Here is a 17,972-nt window from a genome sequence, read left to right as displayed (position 1 = left end):
TCCTCGGGGGTCGGTGCGGGAGGGAGGGAATGGAGCGGAGGTGCGGAAGGGGCGGGCCGCGGCGGCCTGCACGGGGACGGTCACGTCGTCCACCGGGTGCTCCTCCGATCGGAGAGGCGGCGGCGGGTGTCGTGCACGGCGTAGAGGATCCGGCTGAGCGCCGTGAAGGCGGCGGGGACGTGCTTGAGCACCAGCCCCAGGACGAGCAGCCGCGGCGACCGCGCGGAGCGGAGCACGCGGACGTCGCGCAGCGCCTCGGACCCGAGCCGGACGCCGGTCTCGACGAGCGCCGGGTCGGAGTTCTGGCGGATCGGGGTGAGCGCGACGGGGACGGCGTAGAACCAGGTCGTGAACCAGTCCGACAGCGGGCGCGGCACCTCCTCGAACGTACGGGCGAGCGCCGCGCGCATCTCCTCGGCGCAGACCAGGAGGTTCCGGAGGTCCGGGTCGCGCCGACGGGTGATCGAGGACGCCGTGTGGACGTAGGAGTAGAGGACCTCCGGCACGAAGAGCACCCGTTCCGACGCCTGGACCGCCCGCAGCACGCCGACGAAGTCGGACTGGGAGCTCAAGCGCGGGAAGAGCTCCTCCTGCAGGACGGCGCGGCGGAAGAGCTTGTTCCAGAGGAAGCCGTGCAGGCGCCCGGACGCCATCCGCTCGAGAGCGAGTTCGGACGAGACCAGTTCGCGCCGGTCGAGGCCGTCGATCACACGTCCGGAGGTCGACTGCCGGGTGCGGTAGAGCGCCCGGCAGACGACGACGTCGGCCGCCGTCCGCTCGGCCTCGGCGGTGAGGGTCCGGAGGATCTCCGTGTCCCACTCGTCGTCGACGTCCACGAACCAGACGAACTCGGAGTCGATGCCGTCGAGGGCGCGGTTCCGGGCGGCAGCGACGCCGCCGTTCTGCTCGAGGAGCAGGACCCGGGTGTCCTCGCGTCCCTCGGCCCACTTCTCGAGCACCTCCGCCGTGCCGTCCGAGGACGCGTCGTCGACGAGGACGACCCGCGTCCCCGGTCCGAGAGTGAGTGCGAGCCGCGCGAGGAAGCCGTCGAGCCGGGCGATCGCGTTGTAGCAGGGAGCCACGACGGTCACCGAGTGCACGCCCCCGCTCACCGTCGGCCCCCGAGCTCGCGGTAGGCGGCGACGACGGGTCCGAAGACGGCGTCGGGCGAGGCGGCCTCGTCCACCCACGCCTTCGCGCGGTCGGCCTGCATCAGGAGCCCCTCGGGTCGCTCCAGAGCGGCGGCGAGGAGCTCGGCGATCCGCTCCCCGTCGGCGTCGGCGGGGAGCAGGAGGCCCCGGCCGTCGGCGAGCAGCTCACCCACACCGCCGACGTCGGTCGCCACGACCGGGCGACGGCGGGCCATCGCCTCCAGCATCACGAGCGGAGTCCCCTCCCACCGCGAGGTCGACAGGAGGAGATGCGCCGCGTCCAGCGCTCCGGTCACGTCCGCCGACGGACCGGCGAAGTCGACCACTCCGGCTCCCCGGGCGCGCTCGCGCAGCACCGGCAGCATCGGACCGTCGCCGAGCCAGGTGCCGGTGACGGGCCGGACCCGGGCGAGGGCCTCGACGGCCGCGAGGAAGCGGATCGGGTCCTTCTGCTCCGCGAGCCGCCCGATGCCGAGGACGCGGACGACCGGCTCGGCGAGTTCCTGCGCGCTCGCGGGCTCCGCGGTGACGTTCGCCGGGGCGTTGCCGGTGACCACGACGCGATCCTGCGGGCGGCCGTAGCCCTCGACGACCATCCGCCCCACGGAGGCGGACACGGCGAACACCCGCCGGGAGCGGAAGGAGAGCGCTCGCCTGTCGATCCCGGGCAGCTCGGTGTGCGCGTGCTCGACCACGGGGACACCGAGCGCGGCGCCGACGAGGAGGGCCAGCAGAGCCTCGCGGCGCTGGTGGGCGTGCAGGACGTGCGGGCGGAACCGGCGGACGGCGAGAGCGAGGCCGCGGAGATCGGCCGCGAAGCCCTGTCCGGGTCTCGGCACCACGAAGACGGGCGACTCCTGCGCGGCGCGGTCGCTGAGCGGCCCGGGACGCCCCCAGTAGGCGGTCTCGCAGCCGTGCTCGCGGCTCCACGCGCCCAGGGAGAGGGCCACACGCTGCGCTCCGCCGTCCTCGAAGGAGTCGAGGACGTGCAGGATCCGCAGGGATCGGGAACGGGCGGCCCTCATGAGAGCGCCCCGTCGGGAACCGCGCCCGGGAAGCGGACGTCGAGTTCGGCCAGGACGGCGTCGACGTCGCGGCCCATCGTCCCGGGGTCGACGTCGTAGTGATCGGCGAGGAGGTCGACGACCTCGTCCCGGGGCCGGCGCTGCCGGATCACGGCCTCGAAGACCGAGGCGGCGCTCAGCGAGAGCACGATCGGGGGCACCGACGGGCGGGACAGGTCGAGCACGTAGACCTGACGGTCCGTGCGCTCGACGGCGAAGCGCTGGGCCGGCGGCGCGCTGCCACCCTGCGCCTCGGCGGAGGCCTCCACCGGATGCACGGCGCTCGCCGCGGGATCGGACGAGGCCGGGAGGTCGCTCACCGGCGCCGTGGTCGCCGCGATCGCCTCGAACGAGGACGCCGAGCCCTGCTCCTCGCTGCGGCCGCTCAGCGCCACCCTGGCGAAACCGGTGAGGGCGGAGGGGAGGCCTCGGAGCGCCCGCAGGGTCCGCTCCCCCCGGAGCCGGAGCCGACGTCGGACCGTCGTCGCCTCGGGATGGCTCGCCTCGAGATCCGCGCGGGTGGGGAAGGCGGCTCTCAGCAGCAGGCCTCCCTTCAGGCGCCAGGGAGCGGACGCCACGGCGTGCAGCCAGTTGAAGGTGTGCCGGTCGGAGCTGCGGCGCACGTCCCAGAGAATCTGGGCCTGCCGGTAGCGCTCCTCGGGCGCGGCGGGGACTCCCCAGGAGGTGAGGAGCTCCGTCATCGGCGTCTGCGCGCCGAGCTCGACGGCCGCGTCGCGGATCGCCTCGCGCTCCTCGCTCGGAAGGCCGGCGGCGTGCGCCTTCAGAATTGCCAGCGCCGTGGTCGCCGAGGCGGAGCGCGCGCTGCGCAGCTGGTGCAGGGCGTGCAGCACGAGGTGGTGTGCGCGCCCGGGGATCCGCAGGGTCTCGTCGCTCAGCGGCAGATCCTCGGCGGCCGCCCAGAGGCGGTCGAAGACGATCCGCTCCTCCTCGAAGGCACCCGGGAAGGAGCGGTGGACGTCGACGTCGCACGGCCACGAGGGGTGGACGAGCGTGATCGAGTGGTCGACGAAGAGGGTCCAGCTGAGAGCCTCGGCGCGGCGGCGCCAGCCCATCGAGGCGAGCAGCGCGAGAGCCTCGTCGAAGCGCTCGGGGTCGACCCAGATGTCGACGTCGGCCGACGTCATCGGGGCGCGGATCCCCTGGCGGTGCAGACCCTCGCCCTTCACCACGAGGCTGCGGACGCAGTGCGTCCGCAGGGTGTACTGCACCAGCACGGCGGCCTGGCGCAGGGCGACGGCGTTCGGCAGCATCGCGTCGGCGGAGGCGCCGACAGCCGGGACCGGTTCAAGGGACACGGACGCGTCCCTCCGCGAGGGCGAGGATCTCCTCGGCCGCGACGGACCACGGGCGCTCACGCGCGAGCTCGGCGGCCCCCCGGGAGAGAGCCGTCCACTCGCGTCGGAGCCGGTGGAGGGCGTCCTCGTACTCCTCGCGCGTCGCGTCGTCTGCGAGGACCACGCCCGCCCCCGCCGCGCAGAGATCGGCCAGGACGCTCGACTCGATCGCGAGGACCGGCAGCCCGCTCGCCAGCGCGTCGAGTCCGGCGGCCGCGCCGGTCGTCGACGGCGTCAGATGGGCGTACGCGTGGGAGTGGCGGAGCACCTCGACGACGCCGTCGCGGTCCTGCTCGCCGACGTAGCGCAGCCCCGATGCGAGGTCGTCGGCGATCCCGCCGCCGTCGTCGATCACGGTGACGTACTCGGTGCCGTCCAGCCGGGCGAGGAGATCGAGCCGCTCGGTGCCCCGGTCGAGACCGGAGGCTCCCACGGCGGCGAAGCGGAGGGGCCCGTCGGGGGCGGACGGCGTCGGGAACGACGCGTCCGGCAGGCCCAGGGGCACGACCGTTCCCGCGAGGGCTGACGCGAGCCGCTCCGTCGGGGTGACGACGACAGCACCGCGGCGCTCCTCCTCGAACCGGAGGCGCGGGAGTGCCGGGAGGTCGTCGGCCAGGAGGACGGTCATCGGAGCGAGCCCGGCGAGCTCCACGGCCGTCCCCGGGAGAGCCACCACGAGGTCGGGCCGCTCCGGATCGAGCAGTCGGCGGGCCCGGCGCGTGACGACGGCGAGCCCGACGGACCCGGCGCCCCTCCGGCCGGCGGGCTCGAGGAAGCGGGCGAGCACGCTGGTGCGGAGCTCCGCCCCGCTGAACCCCTCCGGGTCACCGGTCACCACGACCACGCGGTGTCCCTGGCGGCGCCAGGCGCGCTCGAGCGGAGCCGCGTGCCAGGCGTCGAGGGCGACGATCCCGATGGTCAGCACGGGCGGACTCCCCCCGTCAGGGGGAATCGGCGGCAGGGACCGGGAGACGTAAGGAGCGCGGAGTCCCGCTGGTCGATGACCTCGTGCACAGGGCGGTACCTCTCTCCGTCGCGGCAGGCGGAGCCGCGGACGTCGGAGAAGTTATCCCCGTGCCCGGCGGCCTCCGAGTGGGAGGCGCGATACGGACGCGGAGGCGGCGTGCGCGCCGCTCACGGAGTCGGATCGCGTCGGCAGCGGTCGCTCGACCGTCAGTCCCCGCCACGGGTTCCGCGCCCGCCGCACCGGCATGCGGAGGCACCGCGGCGCCGCCGATAGAGTCGGCTCCGTGACCCTCTCCCCGCAGATCTTCACGCTCCCCTCGGCGGTGCAGCGGACCCCCGCCGCCGCTCCTCACCCGGGGCTGCTCCGATGAGGGGCATCGTCCTCGCGGGTGGTTCGGGGTCGCGGTTGTGGCCGATCACCAAGGGCATCTCGAAGCAGCTGATGCCGATCTACGACAAGCCGATGATCTACTACCCGCTGTCGACGCTGATGATGGCCGGGATCGACGAGGTCCTCGTGATCACGACCCCCGAGTACAACGACCAGTTCCGCGCCCTGCTGGGCGACGGGTCGAGCCTGGGCATGCGGATCGAGTACGCCGTGCAGCCCTCCCCCGACGGGCTCGCGCAGGCGTTCCTGATCGGCGAGGAGTTCATCGGCGACGAGTCGGTCGCCCTGGTCCTGGGCGACAACATCTTCCACGGCACCGCCCTGGGCACCGCCCTGGCGGCGAACACCACGATCGAGGGCGCCGTCATCTTCGCCTACCAGGTCGCCGACCCGCGCGCCTACGGGGTCGTCGAGTTCGACGAGCACTTCCGAGCCGTCTCCATCGAGGAGAAGCCCGAGCAGCCGCGCAGCAACTACGCCGTGCCCGGCCTCTACTTCTACGACAACGACGTCGTGGCGATCGCGAAGACGATCACGCCCTCGGCCCGCGGCGAGCTCGAGATCTCGACGATCAACGAGCGCTACCTCGAGGCGGGGCGGCTGAACGTCCAGGTGCTCGACCGGGGAACGGCCTGGCTCGACACCGGGACCTTCGATTCCATGATCGAGGCGACGGAGTTCGTGCGCGTGATCGAGCAGAGGCAGGGGTTCAAGATCGGCTGCATCGAGGAGATCGCCTGGCGCAACTCCTGGATCGACGACGCCCGCCTCGCCGAGCTCGCCGCACCGCTGGTCAAGAGCGGATACGGCGCCTACCTCCACCGCCTGCTCAGCCTCGAAGGCGTGAACGCGGGCCGCTGAGCCCGGCCTCCCCCGACCTTCCCGACCTCCAGGAGAACCCGTGCGGATCCTCGTCACCGGCGGTGCCGGCTTCATCGGCAGCAACTTCGTCCACCTGACCCTGCGCGAGCGTCCCGACGCGCGGATCACCGTGCTCGACAAGCTCACCTACGCGGGCAGCCGCGATTCCCTCGCCCCCGTCGCCGACCGAGTGCGGCTGGTCGAGGGCGACGTCGCCGACGCCGAGCTGGTGGACCGGCTGGTCGCCGACGCGGATCTGGTGGTCCATTTCGCCGCGGAGTCGCACAACGATAACTCCCTGCACGACCCGACGCCCTTCCTCGCGACGAACGTCATCGGCACCTTCGCGCTCCTGCAGGCGGTGCGCGCGCACGACGTGCGGTACCACCACATCTCGACGGACGAGGTGTACGGCGACCTCGAGCTCGAGGACCCCGCGCGCTTCACCGAGCACACCCCGTACAACCCCTCCAGCCCGTACTCCTCGACCAAGGCCGCCAGCGACCTCCTCGTGCGCGCCTGGGTGCGCTCCTTCGGCGTGCGCGCCACGATCTCCAACTGCTCCAACAACTACGGCCCCTACCAGCACGTCGAGAAGTTCATCCCCCGCCAGATCACCAACGCCATCGACGGCATCCGCCCCAAGCTCTACGGCACCGGCGCCAACGTCCGAGACTGGATCCACGTCGACGACCACAACACCGGCGTCTGGGCCATCATCGACCGCGGCGAGATCGGCGAGACCTACCTCATCGGCGCCGACGGCGAGAAGAGCAACCTCGACGTCGTCACCCGCATCCTCACCGCCTTCGGACAACCCGAGGACGCCTTCGACCACGTCACCGACCGCGCCGGACACGACCTCCGCTACGCCATCGACTCCACCCGCCTGCGCACCGAACTCGACTGGCGCCCCCGCTATACCGACTTCGACGCCGGACTCGCCGCCACCATCGACTGGTACCGCGACAACGAGGACTGGTGGCGCCCCGCGAAGGCCGCCACCGAGGAGAAGTACTCCGCTCAGGCCTGAGGCGGCCCGCCGGCGGGGATCAGTGCGGACCGACTCCGGTCGACACCCGGCCGGAGGGCCGCGGAGAGTCGCACGGGCCGGGCGTCCGCTTCGCGCGGGACCGACCGGACAGGACGATGCGGAGCAGCTGCAGTGGCTCGAGGAGGTAGCGGGCCGCGAGCCGGCGCGGGTCGCGCGCCAGGCGGAACAGCCACTCCACGCCCAGGGCGCCCATCCACCGCGGGGCGAGCGCCTGCGTGCCGGCGATGTAGTCGAGGCAGCCCCCCCACGTTCGCGAACGCCGCCCGCGGGGCGAGGTCCCGGTTCTCCAGGATCCAGCGCTCCTGGCGGGGCATGCCCATCCCGACCAGGACGAGATCGGCACGGGCGAGCGACTCGGCGAGCGGCCGCTCCTCGCCGATGCCGTGCCACTGCTGGTCGAATCCGTCGTACGCGAGCCAGGTCATCCGGGACGTGCGGGCGGCGACCGCCTCCGCCGCCTTGGCCGAGGACTCCGGCGTGCCGCCCACGGCGACCACCACCAGAGGCTCGTCGTTCTCGATCAGCGGGAACAGCCAGTCGGTGCTGTGTAGAAGGCTTCGCCGACGTCCGTCCAGGAGCCCGCGCCGCCCGCGGTGAGAGAGAGGCTCTGATCGCTGGGGCAGCCGACCTCCCCGACCGAGCAGTGCACCCCGTACCGCCGGCACCACTGCCCGAAGGTCGTCACCGCCGCCACGAAGACCTGCTCGTCGGTGCCGCCCTGCTTGTCCGAGCGCAGGGTCGTGCCCGTGCCGCCGGGGTAGAAGTGCTGCGAGTACACGATCCGGTCCAGCGGGTCCTGGATCCACGGCCCGTCGGGTGCGATCGCAGCGACCGTGCCCGTCGTCGCCTCCCGCATCCCCTCGACCCAGATCGTGTGCCGATCGCCGGTCCCCCGGACGGCCGACACCACGGCCTCCGTGTAGGCCTTGTAGGTCTCGACGGGGACCAGCGACCGCTTCACCTCGTTGAAGAGGTCGTAGGCGGCGATGCGTCCGTCGTCCTGGAACTCCGCCGCGAGCAGGGTCCAGACCCGCTGCGCCTGGGATACCGAGAGCCCGGATCCGAACCAGACGGTCCCCTCGGGCAGATCGCCCTGGCTCGCCGGATAGGTGCCGTTGTTGTGCAGGTCGAGCACGGCCCGCATACCGGCGGCGCCGATGGCGGCGATCTCGGTCCGGAGCAGCGCGACCGCCGCCGGATCGAGCCCCTTCGCCAGAGCGTCGTCGGTGCTCTCCCCGTCGGCCTGCGGCTGCAGGAGCGACCAGGGCACCGCGAGCCGGACCAGGGTGAGCCCGCGGTCCGCCAGGAACTCGTAGCTCTCGGCCGGATTCCCGGCGGTGCAGTCGACTCCGACGTCGACGCGCGACTGCAGGTCGAAAACGTTCACGCCGCGGAGGTAGGACCGGCCGCCCAGGTAGTCGTCGACCGAGCCGATGGCAGGCGCGGGCGACGCGGAGGCGGACGACGGCGCGCAGGCCACGGGAGCAGTTCCGTCGCTCCGCTCGAGGAGCCGCACGGCGACCACGACGAGGGCCGCGACCACCACGACGGCCAGGACGATCAGCAGCGGGCGGCGGAGCCGACGGCACGGCCGATCGCGTGCAGCGGCGATGCGAGCCTCCCGAGCCTGCCTGCCCGGTGCGGCCACCGGATCGCCGCTGAGGCCAGCAGAGCTCCGCGACGCCTCAGCGCACCGCCACCGTCGCGCGGTCGCGGCCGGTGAGGTCGCGCTGCGTGGTCGCTCCGCGCCAGCCGTCGGCGGTGAGCAGGGCGCGGATATCGGCGCCCTGCAGCTCGCCGTGCTCCATCACCAGCACTCCCCCGGAGCGGAGCAGGCGGAGGGCGGTCGCCGAGAGCGAGCGGACGACGTCCAGGCCGTCCTCGCCGCCGTAGAGCGCCGAGGGCGGGTCGAACAGGCGCACCTCCGGGTCGCGCGGGACGGCGGCGGCCGGGATGTAGGGCGGGTTGGAGACGACGACGGAGACGGTGCCGTCCAGCTCGGGAAGTGCCCGGGCGAGGTCGTCGAAGACGATGCGGGCGTTCTCGAGCCCGAGCCGCTCGCGGTTGCCGCGGGCCCAGATGAACGCCTCGGGAGCGTTCTCCACGCCGATCACGCGCGCGTGCGGCACCTCGTGCGCGAGCGCGAGCGCCAGGGCTCCGCTGCCCGTGCCGAGGTCGACGGCGATCGGCTCCGGATCGACGACCGCTCGGAGCGCGTCGATCGCGATCTGCGCGACGCCCTCGGTCTCGGGTCGCGGGACGAACACGCCGGGTCCGACCGCGAGCTCGAGCGAGCGGAACGGTGCGATCCCGGTGATGTGCTGCAGGGGCTCGCGAGCCGACCGGCGCTCGATAGCGCTCGCGAACGCCGCGGCGTGCTCCTCGTCGACGCTCAACCCCGTGATGAGGCGCGCCTGCAGCCGGCCGCGGCCGAGCCCGAGCAGGTGCCCGAGAAGCAGCTCCGCGTCGACGTCCGGCGTGGGGACGCGGGCGGCGGCGAGGCGGGCGACCGCATCCGCGAGGAGGGTGCGCGCGTCGACACCGGTGGTCACGAGGGTCACGCCTCCTCGGAGCCGATGTCGGCCAGGCGGGCCTCCTCGTCGGCCTGGATGGCGCTCTCCACCACCGGGTCGAGCGCGCCGTTCATCACGCCGTCGAGGTTGTACGCCTTGTAGCCGGTGCGGTGGTCGGCGATGCGGTTCTCGGGGAAGTTGTAGGTCCGGATGCGCTCGGAGCGGTCCATCGTGCGGATCTGCGTCTTGCGCGCGTCCGAGGCCGCCGCGGCGATCTCCTCCTGCTGGCGGGCCAGGATGCGGGCGCGCAGCACGCGCATGCCCGCTTCACGGTTCTGCAGCTGGCTCTTCTCGTTCTGCATCGACACGACGATGCCGGTCGGGAGGTGGGTGATCCGCACGGCGGAGTCGGTCGTGTTGACGGACTGCCCGCCGGGACCGGAGGAGCGGTAGACGTCGATCTTCAGGTCGTTCTGGTTGATCGCGACCTCCTCGGGCGCGTCCACCTCGGGGAACACGAGCACGCCCGTGGTCGAGGTGTGGATCCGCCCCTGCGACTCGGTCACGGGGACGCGCTGCACTCGGTGCACGCCGCCCTCGTACTTGAGGTGCGCCCACACGCCCTGCGAGGGATCGGTGGCATTGCTCTTGATCGCGACCTGCACGTTCTTGTAGCCGCCGAGGTCGGACTCGTCGCGGTCGAGGATCTCCGTCTTCCAGCCCTTCGCCTCGGCGTAGTGCAGGTACATCCGGAGGAGGTCGGCCGCGAACAGCGCGCTCTCGGCTCCGCCCTCGCCGCCCTTGATCTCCATGATGACGTCGCGGCCGTCGTCGGGGTCGCGCGGGATGAGCAGGCGCCGCAGCTTCTCCTGCGCCACCCGCAGCGACTCCTCCAGCTCGGGGACCTCCTCCGCGAAGGCCTCGTCCTCGCGGGCGAGCTCGCGCGCGGCCTCGAGGTCCTCGCCGGCCTGGATCCAGGCGGAGTGGGCCGCCTTGATCTGGCTCAGCTCCGCGTAGCGCCGGTTGACCTTCTTGGCGCGGGCGGCATCGGCGTGGAGTGCCGGGTCGGAGAGCTGCGTCTGCAGGTCCTCGTGCTCGGCGAGGAGGACGCTGACGGATTCGAACATGGGGTCCTGGCTTCCGGAGGTGGTCGGGGTCGGGCTCATCGCCCGGGGACGCGAAAACGTCCGCGGCCGCCCCCGGTGACAGGGGCGACCGCGGACGTCGGGGCGCTAGTGGTGGCCGTTGCCGTGGCCGGCGGTGGCCGGGCCGACGGCCGACTTCGAGACCTGCATGAGGAACTCGACGTTGGACGAGGTCTCCTTCAGGCGCGACAGGATGATCTCGAGCGCCTGCTGCTGGTCGAGCCCGGCGAGGGCGCGGCGCAGCTTCCAGGTGATCTTAACCTCGTCGGCGCTGAGCAGCATCTCCTCGCGGCGCGTGCCGGAGGCGTTCACGTCGACAGCGGGGAAGATCCGCTTGTCGGCGAGGTGACGGGAGAGGCGGAGCTCCATGTTGCCGGTGCCCTTGAACTCCTCGAAGATCACCTCGTCCATCTTCGAGCCGGTCTCGATGAGCGCCGTCGCGAGGATGGTGAGCGAGCCGCCGTTCTCGATGTTGCGCGCCGCTCCGAAGAACTTCTTCGGCGGGTACAGCGCCGACGCGTCCACACCGCCCGAGAGCACACGGCCCGAGGGAGGAGCGGTCACGTTGTAGGCGCGGCCGAGACGGGTGATGGAGTCGAGCAGCACGACCACGTCGTGGCCCAGCTCGACCAGGCGCTTCGCGCGCTCGATCGCGAGCTCGGCGACGGTCGTGTGGTCCTCGGCCGGGCGGTCGAAGGTGGAGGCGACGACCTCGCCGCGCACGGTGCGCTGCATGTCGGTGACCTCCTCCGGACGCTCGTCGACCAGGACGACCATCAGGTGGACCTCGGGGTTGTTCTGCACGATCGCGTTGGCGATCTGCTGCAGGACGATGGTCTTGCCGGCCTTGGGCGGCGCGACGATCAGGCCGCGCTGTCCCTTGCCGATCGGGGCGACCAGGTCGATGATCCGCTGGGTCAGCTTGCCGGGCTCCGTCTCGAGGCGCAGGCGCTCGGTCGGGTAGAGCGGCGTGAGCTTCTGGAACTCGACGCGCGCAGCGGCCTCCTCGACGGTCTGGCCGTTGATCGAGTCGACGCGGACGATCGCGTTGTACTTCTGGCGGCCGCCGCCCTCGCCCTCGCGGGGCTGGCGGATGGCGCCGACGACCGCGTCGCCCTTGCGCAGGTTGTACTTCTTGACCTGGCCGAGGGAGACGTAGACGTCGCTGACGCCGGGCAGGTACCCGGTGGTGCGCACGAAGGCGTAGTTGTCGAGGACGTCGAGGATGCCGGCGACCGGGATGAGGACGTCGTCCTCGCCGATCTCGGGCTCGAAGTCGTCGCCGATCGCTCCGCCGCGGCGCTTGCGGTCGCGGTAGCGGCTGCGGCGGCCGTCCTCGCCCTCGGCCTGCTGCCCGTTCTGGGGCTGTCCGGAGCCGTTCTGCTGAGGAGCCTGCTGGCCCTCGGACTGCGCGGCGCCGCGCGCGCCTTGGCCGTTCTGCGGCTGGGACTGCGCGGCGGGGCTCTGCTGAGCGTCGTTCTGGCGGTCGTCCCCGCGGTTGCGGTTCCGGTTGCGTCGGTTGCGGCCGCGGCCGGTGCCCTGCTGGTCGCCGTTCTGCTGCTGGTCTCCGCCCTGCTGCTCCTGCTGGTCGCCGGAGTCGGCGTCGTTCTCGGCGGGCGCCTGCTCGGCCTGCTCGCTCTGCTCGGAGGCGCCCCCGCGGCTGCGGCGGCGTCCGCGGCGCTCGCGCTGGCCGCCCTCGCGGGAGGAGTCGTCCGACTCCGGCCCGTTGGGCAGCTCGATGTCGATGACGGACTTCGCGGCCTGGTCGGCGTCGCGGTCCTGCTCGATGACGGGGAGGTCGGGAATCAGCGACTCGACGCCGGTCCCGCCGGGGATGTTGAGGTGCTCGCCGGCGGCGACGGTGCCGCTGGAGGCGCGGCGCGAGCTGCGGCGGCGGGGCGCGCGCTCGGCGGGCTCGGCGACCGGCTCGGCCGCCGCGGGGAGCTCGAGCTCGACCGGGGCCGACTCGGCGGCCGTCGCGGAGGGCTCGTCGACGGTGGGCGCGGCCTGCTCGAGGACGTCGGCCGTGTCGGCCTCGGTGCTCTCGACGGGCGTCGGCAGCTCCGCCGGCGCCTCGGGCTGCGGAGCGGACTGCTCGGCCACATCGGCCGGCTCGGCCTCGACGCCGGAGGCGTCGACGTCCGGGGCGACCGCTGCGTCGTCCGGAGCGACCGCGTCGGCGATCGCGGCGGGCGCGTCCTCGGCGGAGGCGGCGCGCAGGTCCGAGATGGCCTGGACCAGCTCGCCCTTGCGGAGCTTGGAGGCGCCGCCGAGGCCGAGCCGCGTCGCGAGAGCCTGGAGCTCGGCGACGCGCAGACCGGAGAGGTCGGCGGTGAGGTCCACGGTCGAGCCGTGGGTGTTGACGTCTGTCACTGGAGAGGGTTCCTTCCCCCCGGGAACGAGTGCTCACCGGGAGAGCTCATCGACCGTGCGGTGCCATCGCGTGTTCTGATCCACGCGATGCTCTCGGCCGCCGGGACCGACTGCCGCAGAGAGCGAGGAGAGGGCCCGGAGACCAGGCGCCGGTCTGCAAGAGGAGCAGGGGCGCCCTTCACACGATGTGATGGCCGTGGTTGTCGGGACGATCCGTCGGACAGATTCCGCTCGTTACGCGGTTCCTCGGGATGCGGTCCCCACTGTAGCACCCTTGAAGTCGACGGCCAGCATGTGCGCGCGCCACGGCGTGGGGGCCTCCCGCTCCACCAGATCCGCGGCGGCGAGGCGCTGGGCGGGGTCGCTGCAGAGCACCAGGACGCTCGGTCCGGCACCCGAGACGACGGCGGCGTAGCCGTTCGAGCGCAGCAGCGCGATCAGCGCTGAGGTCTCGGGCATGGCGGCCGCGCGGTAGTTCTGGTGCAGCTTGTCCTCGGTCGCCGCGAACAGCAGCTCCGGGCTCTGGATGAGGGCGGCGATCAGGAGAGAGGAGCGCGAGACGTTGAACACCGCGTCCTCGTGCGGCACGCTCTGCGGCTGCAGCGAGCGGGCCAGCCGCGTCGACATGGTGTGCTCGGGCACGAAGACGACCGGGGACACGCCGCGGTGGACCATGAGCTTCTTCGAGCGCGGGCGCAGCGGCGAGTCGTCGGCGCCGGAGGCGTGCGGCTCGACCCAGGCGATGGTGAGGCCGCCGAACAGCGCGGGCGCCACGTTGTCGGGGTGCCCCTCCATCTCGGTGGCGATGCGGAGGAGGTCGTCCGAGTCGAGCTCGACGACGCCCTCGAGCAGGCCCTTCGCGGCCATGATGCCGGAGACGATCGCGGCGCCGGACGAGCCCATCCCGCGGCCGTGCGGGATGATGTTGCGCGCGATCACCTCGATGCCGGGCATCTCCTGCCGCTGGTCGGCGAACGTGTACGCGATGGCCTGCACGACGAGGTTCGTCTCGTCGGTCGCCACCTCTCCCTCGCCGACCCCGTGCACGGTGACCCGCGCACCCGTGGCCGCGACGGCCGTCACGTCGAGCTCGTCGTAGAACGAGAGCGCCAGGCCGAGCGTGTCGAAGCCGGGGCCCAGGTTCGCCGAGGTGGCGGGGACCTTGACGTGGACGGTGCGGCCGACGGGAACCGCCGAGGTCATGCGCCGGCCAGCCCCAGCACGTCCGCGATCGCGGCGGTGTCGACCGGGACGACGGTCGGCGTGATGTCCGCGCCGTCGGCCGTGCGGAGCGCCCACTGCGGGTCCTTGAGCCCGTGGCCGGTGACCGTCAGGACGACGGTGGCGTCCTTCGGGATCGCTCCGGCCTCGGCGCGCTCGAGGAGCCCCGCGACGCTGATCGCCGACGCCGGCTCGACGAAGACGCCGACCTCGCCCGCGAGGATGCGGTACGCCTCGAGGATCTTCTCGTCGCTGATCGCGCCGAAGTAGCCGTCGCTGACGGTGCGCGCGTTCAGGGCGAGCTCCCACGAGGCCGGGTTGCCGATCCGGATCGCGCTGGCGATCGTCTCGGGGTGGCGGACCGGGGCGCCGTGCACGATCGGAGCCGAGCCCTCGGCCTGGAAGCCGAACATGCGCGGGAGGCGGGTCGACTCGCCGCGCTCCAGCTCCTCCGAGTAGCCGCGGAAGTAGGCGGTGTAGTTGCCCGCGTTGCCGACCGGGACGATGTGGAAGTCCGGAGCATCGCCCAGCACCTCGACGACCTCGAAGGCCGCGGTCTTCTGGCCGGCGATGCGGTCCGGGTTCACCGAGTTGACCAGGTGGACCGGGTAATTCTTCGCGAGGTCGCGGGCGATGTCGAGGCAGTCGTCGAAGTTGCCCTGCACCTGCAGCAGCTGCGCGTTGTGCGCGATCGCCTGGCTGAGCTTGCCCAGGGCGATCTTGCCCTCCGGCACCAGGACGGCCGCGGTGATGCCGGCGTGCGTCGCGTAGGCGGCGGCCGACGCGGAGGTGTTGCCGGTCGAGGCGCAGATGACGGCCTTCGCGCCGTGCTCGACGGCCTTCGAGATCGCCATGGTCATGCCGCGGTCCTTGAAGGAGCCGGTCGGGTTCATGCCCTCGTACTTGACCCACACCTTCGCGCCCGTGCGCGCCGAGAGGGCCGCCGCGGGGATGAGCGGCGTGCCGCCCTCGCCGAGAGTGATGACCGGGGTCGCCTCGGTGACATCGAGGCGGTCCGCGTACTCGTGCAGGACTCCGCGCCACTGCTTGGCCATCTCAGGCTCCTTCAACTCGTAGAACGGACGTCACGGCGCCGACGAAACCATGCGAATGGAGGGCGGTGACGGTGGCCGCCAGATCGGATTCCGCCGCGGCGTGCGTGCCGATGACCAGGGTAGCGGTCGGCTCGCGCCGCTCCGCACCGCCCTGCTCCTCCAGCGGGTCGGCGCCGGGCGGGGTCTGCACCAGGGTCTCGACCGAGACGCCGTGGTCGGCGAAGACGCCCGCGATCTGCGCGAGCACGCCGGGGCGGTCGAGCACCTCGAGGGTGACCTGGTACCGGGTGGTGACGTGGCCGATCGGGAGGACCGCGAGCCCGGAGCTCGCGCTGGTCACCAGGCCGGGGCCGCCGACGACGTGGCGGCGGGCGGCCGACACGACGTCGCCGAGGACGGCGGAGGCCGTCTCGATCCCGCCGGCGCCGGCGCCGTAGAACATCAGGTCGCCGGCCGCCTCCGCCTCGACGAAGACCGCGTTGTTGGCCCCGTGCACGGCCGCGAGCGGGTGGGAGCGGTGCACGAGCGCGGGGTAGACCCGCGCGGACACGCCCTCCACGCCGGTCTTGGCGTCGGTCAGCCGCTCGCAGATCGCGAGCAGCTTGATCACGTAGCCGGAGTCGCGGGCCTGGTCGACCTGCGCCTTCGTGATGCCGGTGATGCCCTCGCGGTGCACCAGGGCGACCGGGACGTCGGTGTGGAACGCGAGGCGGGCGAGGATCGCCGCCTTCTGCGCCGCGTCGTAGCCCTCGATGTCGGCGGTCGGGTCGGACTCGGCGTAGCCGAGCTCGGTCGCGCGGGCGAGCGCGTCCTCGAGGCTCGCGTGCTCGGTGTCCATCCGGTCGAGGATGTAGTTGGTCGTGCCGTTGACGATGCCGAGGATGCGGTGGACCCGGTCGCCGGCGAGGCTGTCGCGCAGCGGCCGGATGATCGGGATCGCGCCGGCGACGGCCGCCTCGTAGTTGAGCTGGGCGCCCACCTGGTCGGCGGCCTCGAAGAGCTCGTTGCCGTGGGCGGCGAGCAGCGCCTTGTTGGCCGTGATCACGTCCGCGCCCGACGAGATCGCCGTGAGGATGTGGCTGCGGGCGGGCTCGAGCCCGCCGATCAGCTCGACCACGATGTCGGCGCCCAGGATCAGCGACTCGGCGTCGGTGGTGAGCAGGTGCTTCGGGATGTCGGCGGTGCGGGGCGCGTCCACGTCCCTGACGGCCACGCCTACGAGCTCCAGCGGCGCCCCCACGCGCTGGGCGAGCTCGTCGCCGTGGTCGAGCAGGAGGCGCGCCACCTGTGCACCGACGGACCCGGCGCCCAGCAGGGCGACGCGGAGGCTGCGGTACTCGATCATCGGGAGGTGGCCTTTCGTTCGATGCCGGCGTCGCGGCGGAGGAGGTCCTCCTCGGTCTCGCCGCGCACGAGGACGCGCGAGCGCCCGTCGCGGACGGCGACCACCGGGGGGCGCCCGAGGTAGTTGTAGTTGCTGGCGAGCGACCAGCAGTAGGCGCCGGTCGCGGCGACGGCGAGCAGGTCGCCCGGCCGCACGTCCGCGGGCAGGAAGTCGTCGTGGACGACGATGTCGCCCGACTCGCAGTGCTTCCCGGCCACCCGCACGAGGGCGGGCTCGGCCGAGGAGGAGCGGTCGGCGATCCGCGCCGTGTAGTCGGCGCCGTAGAGCGCCGGACGGGCGTTGTCGCTCATGCCGCCGTCGACGCTGACGTAGCGGCGGACCGCGGTCGAGCCCTCGGAGCCGACCGTCACGTCCTTCACGGTGCCCACCTCGTAGAGGGTGACGCCGGCGGGCCCGATCAGCGAGCGGCCGGGCTCGATCGCGATGTGCGGCACCGGGACGCCGCGGGCGGAGCACTGCTCGGCGACCGCGTCGGCGACGGCGGCCGCGATCTCGGCGATCGGGGTCGGGTCGTCGGCACTGGTGTACGCGATGCCGAAGCCGCCGCCGAGGTTGAGCTCCGGCACGGGGCCGTCCGCGAGCAGTGCCGCGTGGACGTCGAGCAGGCGCGACGCCGACTCCGCGAACCCGGCGGAGCCGAAGATCTGGGATCCGATGTGGCAGTGCAGCCCGAGGAACCGCAGGGAGGAGAAGGAGCGGATGCGGGCGACCGCGGCCGGGCAGTCGGCGAGTGCGAGGCCGAACTTCTGGTCCTCGTGCGCCGTGGCGAGGAACTCGTGGGTGTGCGCGTGCACTCCGCTGTTGACCCGGAGGCGCACCGCCTGCACGCGGCCGTGCCGCTCGGCCGCGGCTGCGACGCGCTCGATCTCGACGAGGCTGTCGAGCACGATCGTGCCCGCGCCCACCTCGACGGCCCGGTCGATCTCGCGGAGCGACTTGTTGTTGCCGTGGAGGCCGAAGCGCTCGGGCTCGATCCCTGCGGCGAGGGCCACTGCCATCTCGCCGCCGCTGGAGAGGTCGAGGTTCAGGCCCTCGTCGCGCATCCAGCGGGCGACCTCGGTCGAGAGGAACGCCTTGCCCGCGTAGTAGACCGTGACGCCGGTGCCGATGCGGCCGAGCTCGCGAGCGAAGACCTCGCGCATCTCGACGGCCCGGCGGCGGGCGTCGGCCTCGTCCACCACGTAGAGAGGAGTGCCGTGCTCGCGCACCAGCTCGGCGACGGGCACTCCGGCGATCCGGATCCCGCCGTCCTCGCCGCGCTCGGCGCTGTCCGGCCACACGCCGTCGGCCAGGGCGTTCGGGTCGGCGGGCGTGTGCAGCCACTCAGGCGCGAGCGGATGCCGGGGGGCGCGGGCGCGGGCGTCGACGGTGTCCACGGGTGAGACCTCACAGGAGAGAGTGGGAGCGTCACTGCGGGG

The 17,972-nt window shown here is 72.8% G+C and carries 15 protein-coding genes and 1 pseudogene; 2 read left to right on the top strand and 14 right to left on the bottom strand.

All coding sequences use genetic code 11. The features are described from left to right. Nucleotides 1-80 precede the first annotated feature (80 nt). Genes C5B95_RS00985 through C5B95_RS00970 form a run of 4 tightly spaced genes read right to left on the bottom strand, consistent with a single transcriptional unit; the run spans nt 81 to nt 4,495 of the window. Nucleotides 81-1,112 (bottom strand): glycosyltransferase family 2 protein, encoded by a 1,032-nt coding sequence (locus C5B95_RS00985; RefSeq protein WP_181067963.1) that lies wholly within the window; start codon nt 1,110-1,112, stop codon nt 81-83. Beyond that, the gene (locus C5B95_RS00980; RefSeq protein WP_104348280.1) at nt 1,109-2,176 is read right to left on the bottom strand and encodes a glycosyltransferase family 4 protein; all 1,068 of its coding nucleotides are present in this window, start codon (nt 2,174-2,176) and stop codon (nt 1,109-1,111) included. The genes C5B95_RS00985 and C5B95_RS00980 overlap by 4 nt, the downstream gene beginning before the upstream one ends. After that, entirely contained in the window at nt 2,173-3,531 is a 1,359-nt protein-coding gene (locus C5B95_RS00975; protein WP_104348279.1) for a PqqD family peptide modification chaperone, read from the bottom strand. Before C5B95_RS00975 ends, C5B95_RS00980 begins: the two co-directional genes overlap by 4 nt. Then, nucleotides 3,521-4,495 carry a glycosyltransferase family 1 protein gene (locus C5B95_RS00970; protein WP_104348278.1) on the bottom strand — a complete coding sequence of 325 codons (975 nt, stop codon included), beginning with the start codon at nt 4,493-4,495 and terminating at the stop codon, nt 3,521-3,523. Before C5B95_RS00970 ends, C5B95_RS00975 begins: the two co-directional genes overlap by 11 nt. 408 nt (nt 4,496-4,903) lie before the next feature. On the opposite strand from C5B95_RS00970, the gene rfbA reads away from it, so the two are divergent. Beyond that, nucleotides 4,904-5,788 carry a glucose-1-phosphate thymidylyltransferase RfbA gene (rfbA, locus tag C5B95_RS00965; RefSeq protein WP_104223010.1) on the top strand — a complete coding sequence of 295 codons (885 nt, stop codon included), beginning with the start codon at nt 4,904-4,906 and terminating at the stop codon, nt 5,786-5,788. 40 nt (nt 5,789-5,828) lie between these two features. Continuing rightward, complete coding sequence (gene rfbB / locus C5B95_RS00960; RefSeq protein ID WP_104348277.1) at nt 5,829-6,821, top strand: dTDP-glucose 4,6-dehydratase; 993 nt, start codon at nt 5,829-5,831, stop codon at nt 6,819-6,821. A gap of 19 nt (nt 6,822-6,840) precedes the next feature. Here rfbB and C5B95_RS18030 read toward each other — a convergent pair whose 3' ends face one another. From C5B95_RS18030 to lysA, 10 genes and pseudogenes are all read right to left on the bottom strand, one after another. Further along, the gene (locus tag C5B95_RS18030; RefSeq protein ID WP_219813756.1) at nt 6,841-7,185 is read right to left on the bottom strand and encodes a WecB/TagA/CpsF family glycosyltransferase; all 345 of its coding nucleotides are present in this window, start codon (nt 7,183-7,185) and stop codon (nt 6,841-6,843) included. After that, nucleotides 7,151-7,330: pseudogene (locus tag C5B95_RS18025) on the bottom strand (hypothetical protein); the annotation flags it as partial. The gene C5B95_RS18030 and the pseudogene C5B95_RS18025, both read right to left, overlap by 35 nt. A gap of 32 nt (nt 7,331-7,362) precedes the next feature. Continuing rightward, on the bottom strand, nt 7,363-8,388 hold the full coding sequence (locus tag C5B95_RS00950; RefSeq protein ID WP_181067962.1) for a glycoside hydrolase family 5 protein: 1,026 nt from the start codon (nt 8,386-8,388) through the stop codon (nt 7,363-7,365). A gap of 139 nt (nt 8,389-8,527) precedes the next feature. Further along, nucleotides 8,528-9,403, bottom strand: coding sequence for a peptide chain release factor N(5)-glutamine methyltransferase (gene prmC, locus C5B95_RS00945; RefSeq protein WP_104260199.1), 876 nt, complete (start codon nt 9,401-9,403; stop codon nt 8,528-8,530). Further along, nucleotides 9,400-10,482 carry a peptide chain release factor 1 gene (gene prfA / locus C5B95_RS00940; protein WP_104232724.1) on the bottom strand — a complete coding sequence of 361 codons (1,083 nt, stop codon included), beginning with the start codon at nt 10,480-10,482 and terminating at the stop codon, nt 9,400-9,402. Before prfA ends, prmC begins: the two co-directional genes overlap by 4 nt. A gap of 105 nt (nt 10,483-10,587) precedes the next feature. Next, a complete protein-coding gene (gene rho, locus C5B95_RS00935) occupies nt 10,588-12,873 on the bottom strand; it encodes a transcription termination factor Rho (RefSeq protein WP_104348275.1) in 2,286 nt (761 codons plus the stop codon). Nucleotides 12,874-13,107: 234 nt separating this feature from the next. Beyond that, on the bottom strand, nt 13,108-14,076 hold the full coding sequence (gene thrB / locus C5B95_RS00930; RefSeq protein ID WP_104225562.1) for a homoserine kinase: 969 nt from the start codon (nt 14,074-14,076) through the stop codon (nt 13,108-13,110). Further along, on the bottom strand, nt 14,073-15,149 hold the full coding sequence (gene thrC / locus C5B95_RS00925; protein WP_104223003.1) for a threonine synthase: 1,077 nt from the start codon (nt 15,147-15,149) through the stop codon (nt 14,073-14,075). The genes thrB and thrC overlap by 4 nt, the downstream gene beginning before the upstream one ends. 1 nt (nt 15,150) lies before the next feature. Beyond that, nucleotides 15,151-16,494, bottom strand: a complete 1,344-nt coding sequence (locus C5B95_RS00920) for a homoserine dehydrogenase (protein ID WP_104348274.1) — start codon at nt 16,492-16,494, stop codon at nt 15,151-15,153. Then, complete coding sequence (gene lysA / locus C5B95_RS00915; RefSeq protein ID WP_104225560.1) at nt 16,491-17,930, bottom strand: diaminopimelate decarboxylase; 1,440 nt, start codon at nt 17,928-17,930, stop codon at nt 16,491-16,493. The genes C5B95_RS00920 and lysA overlap by 4 nt, the downstream gene beginning before the upstream one ends. Nucleotides 17,931-17,972 lie beyond the last annotated feature (42 nt).

Source organism: Rathayibacter sp. AY1A7 (assembly GCF_002930845.1).
In the GTDB taxonomy this organism is placed as follows: Bacteria; Actinomycetota; Actinomycetes; order Actinomycetales; family Microbacteriaceae; genus Rathayibacter.
This window is presented reverse-complemented; position numbering and strand designations above follow the sequence as displayed.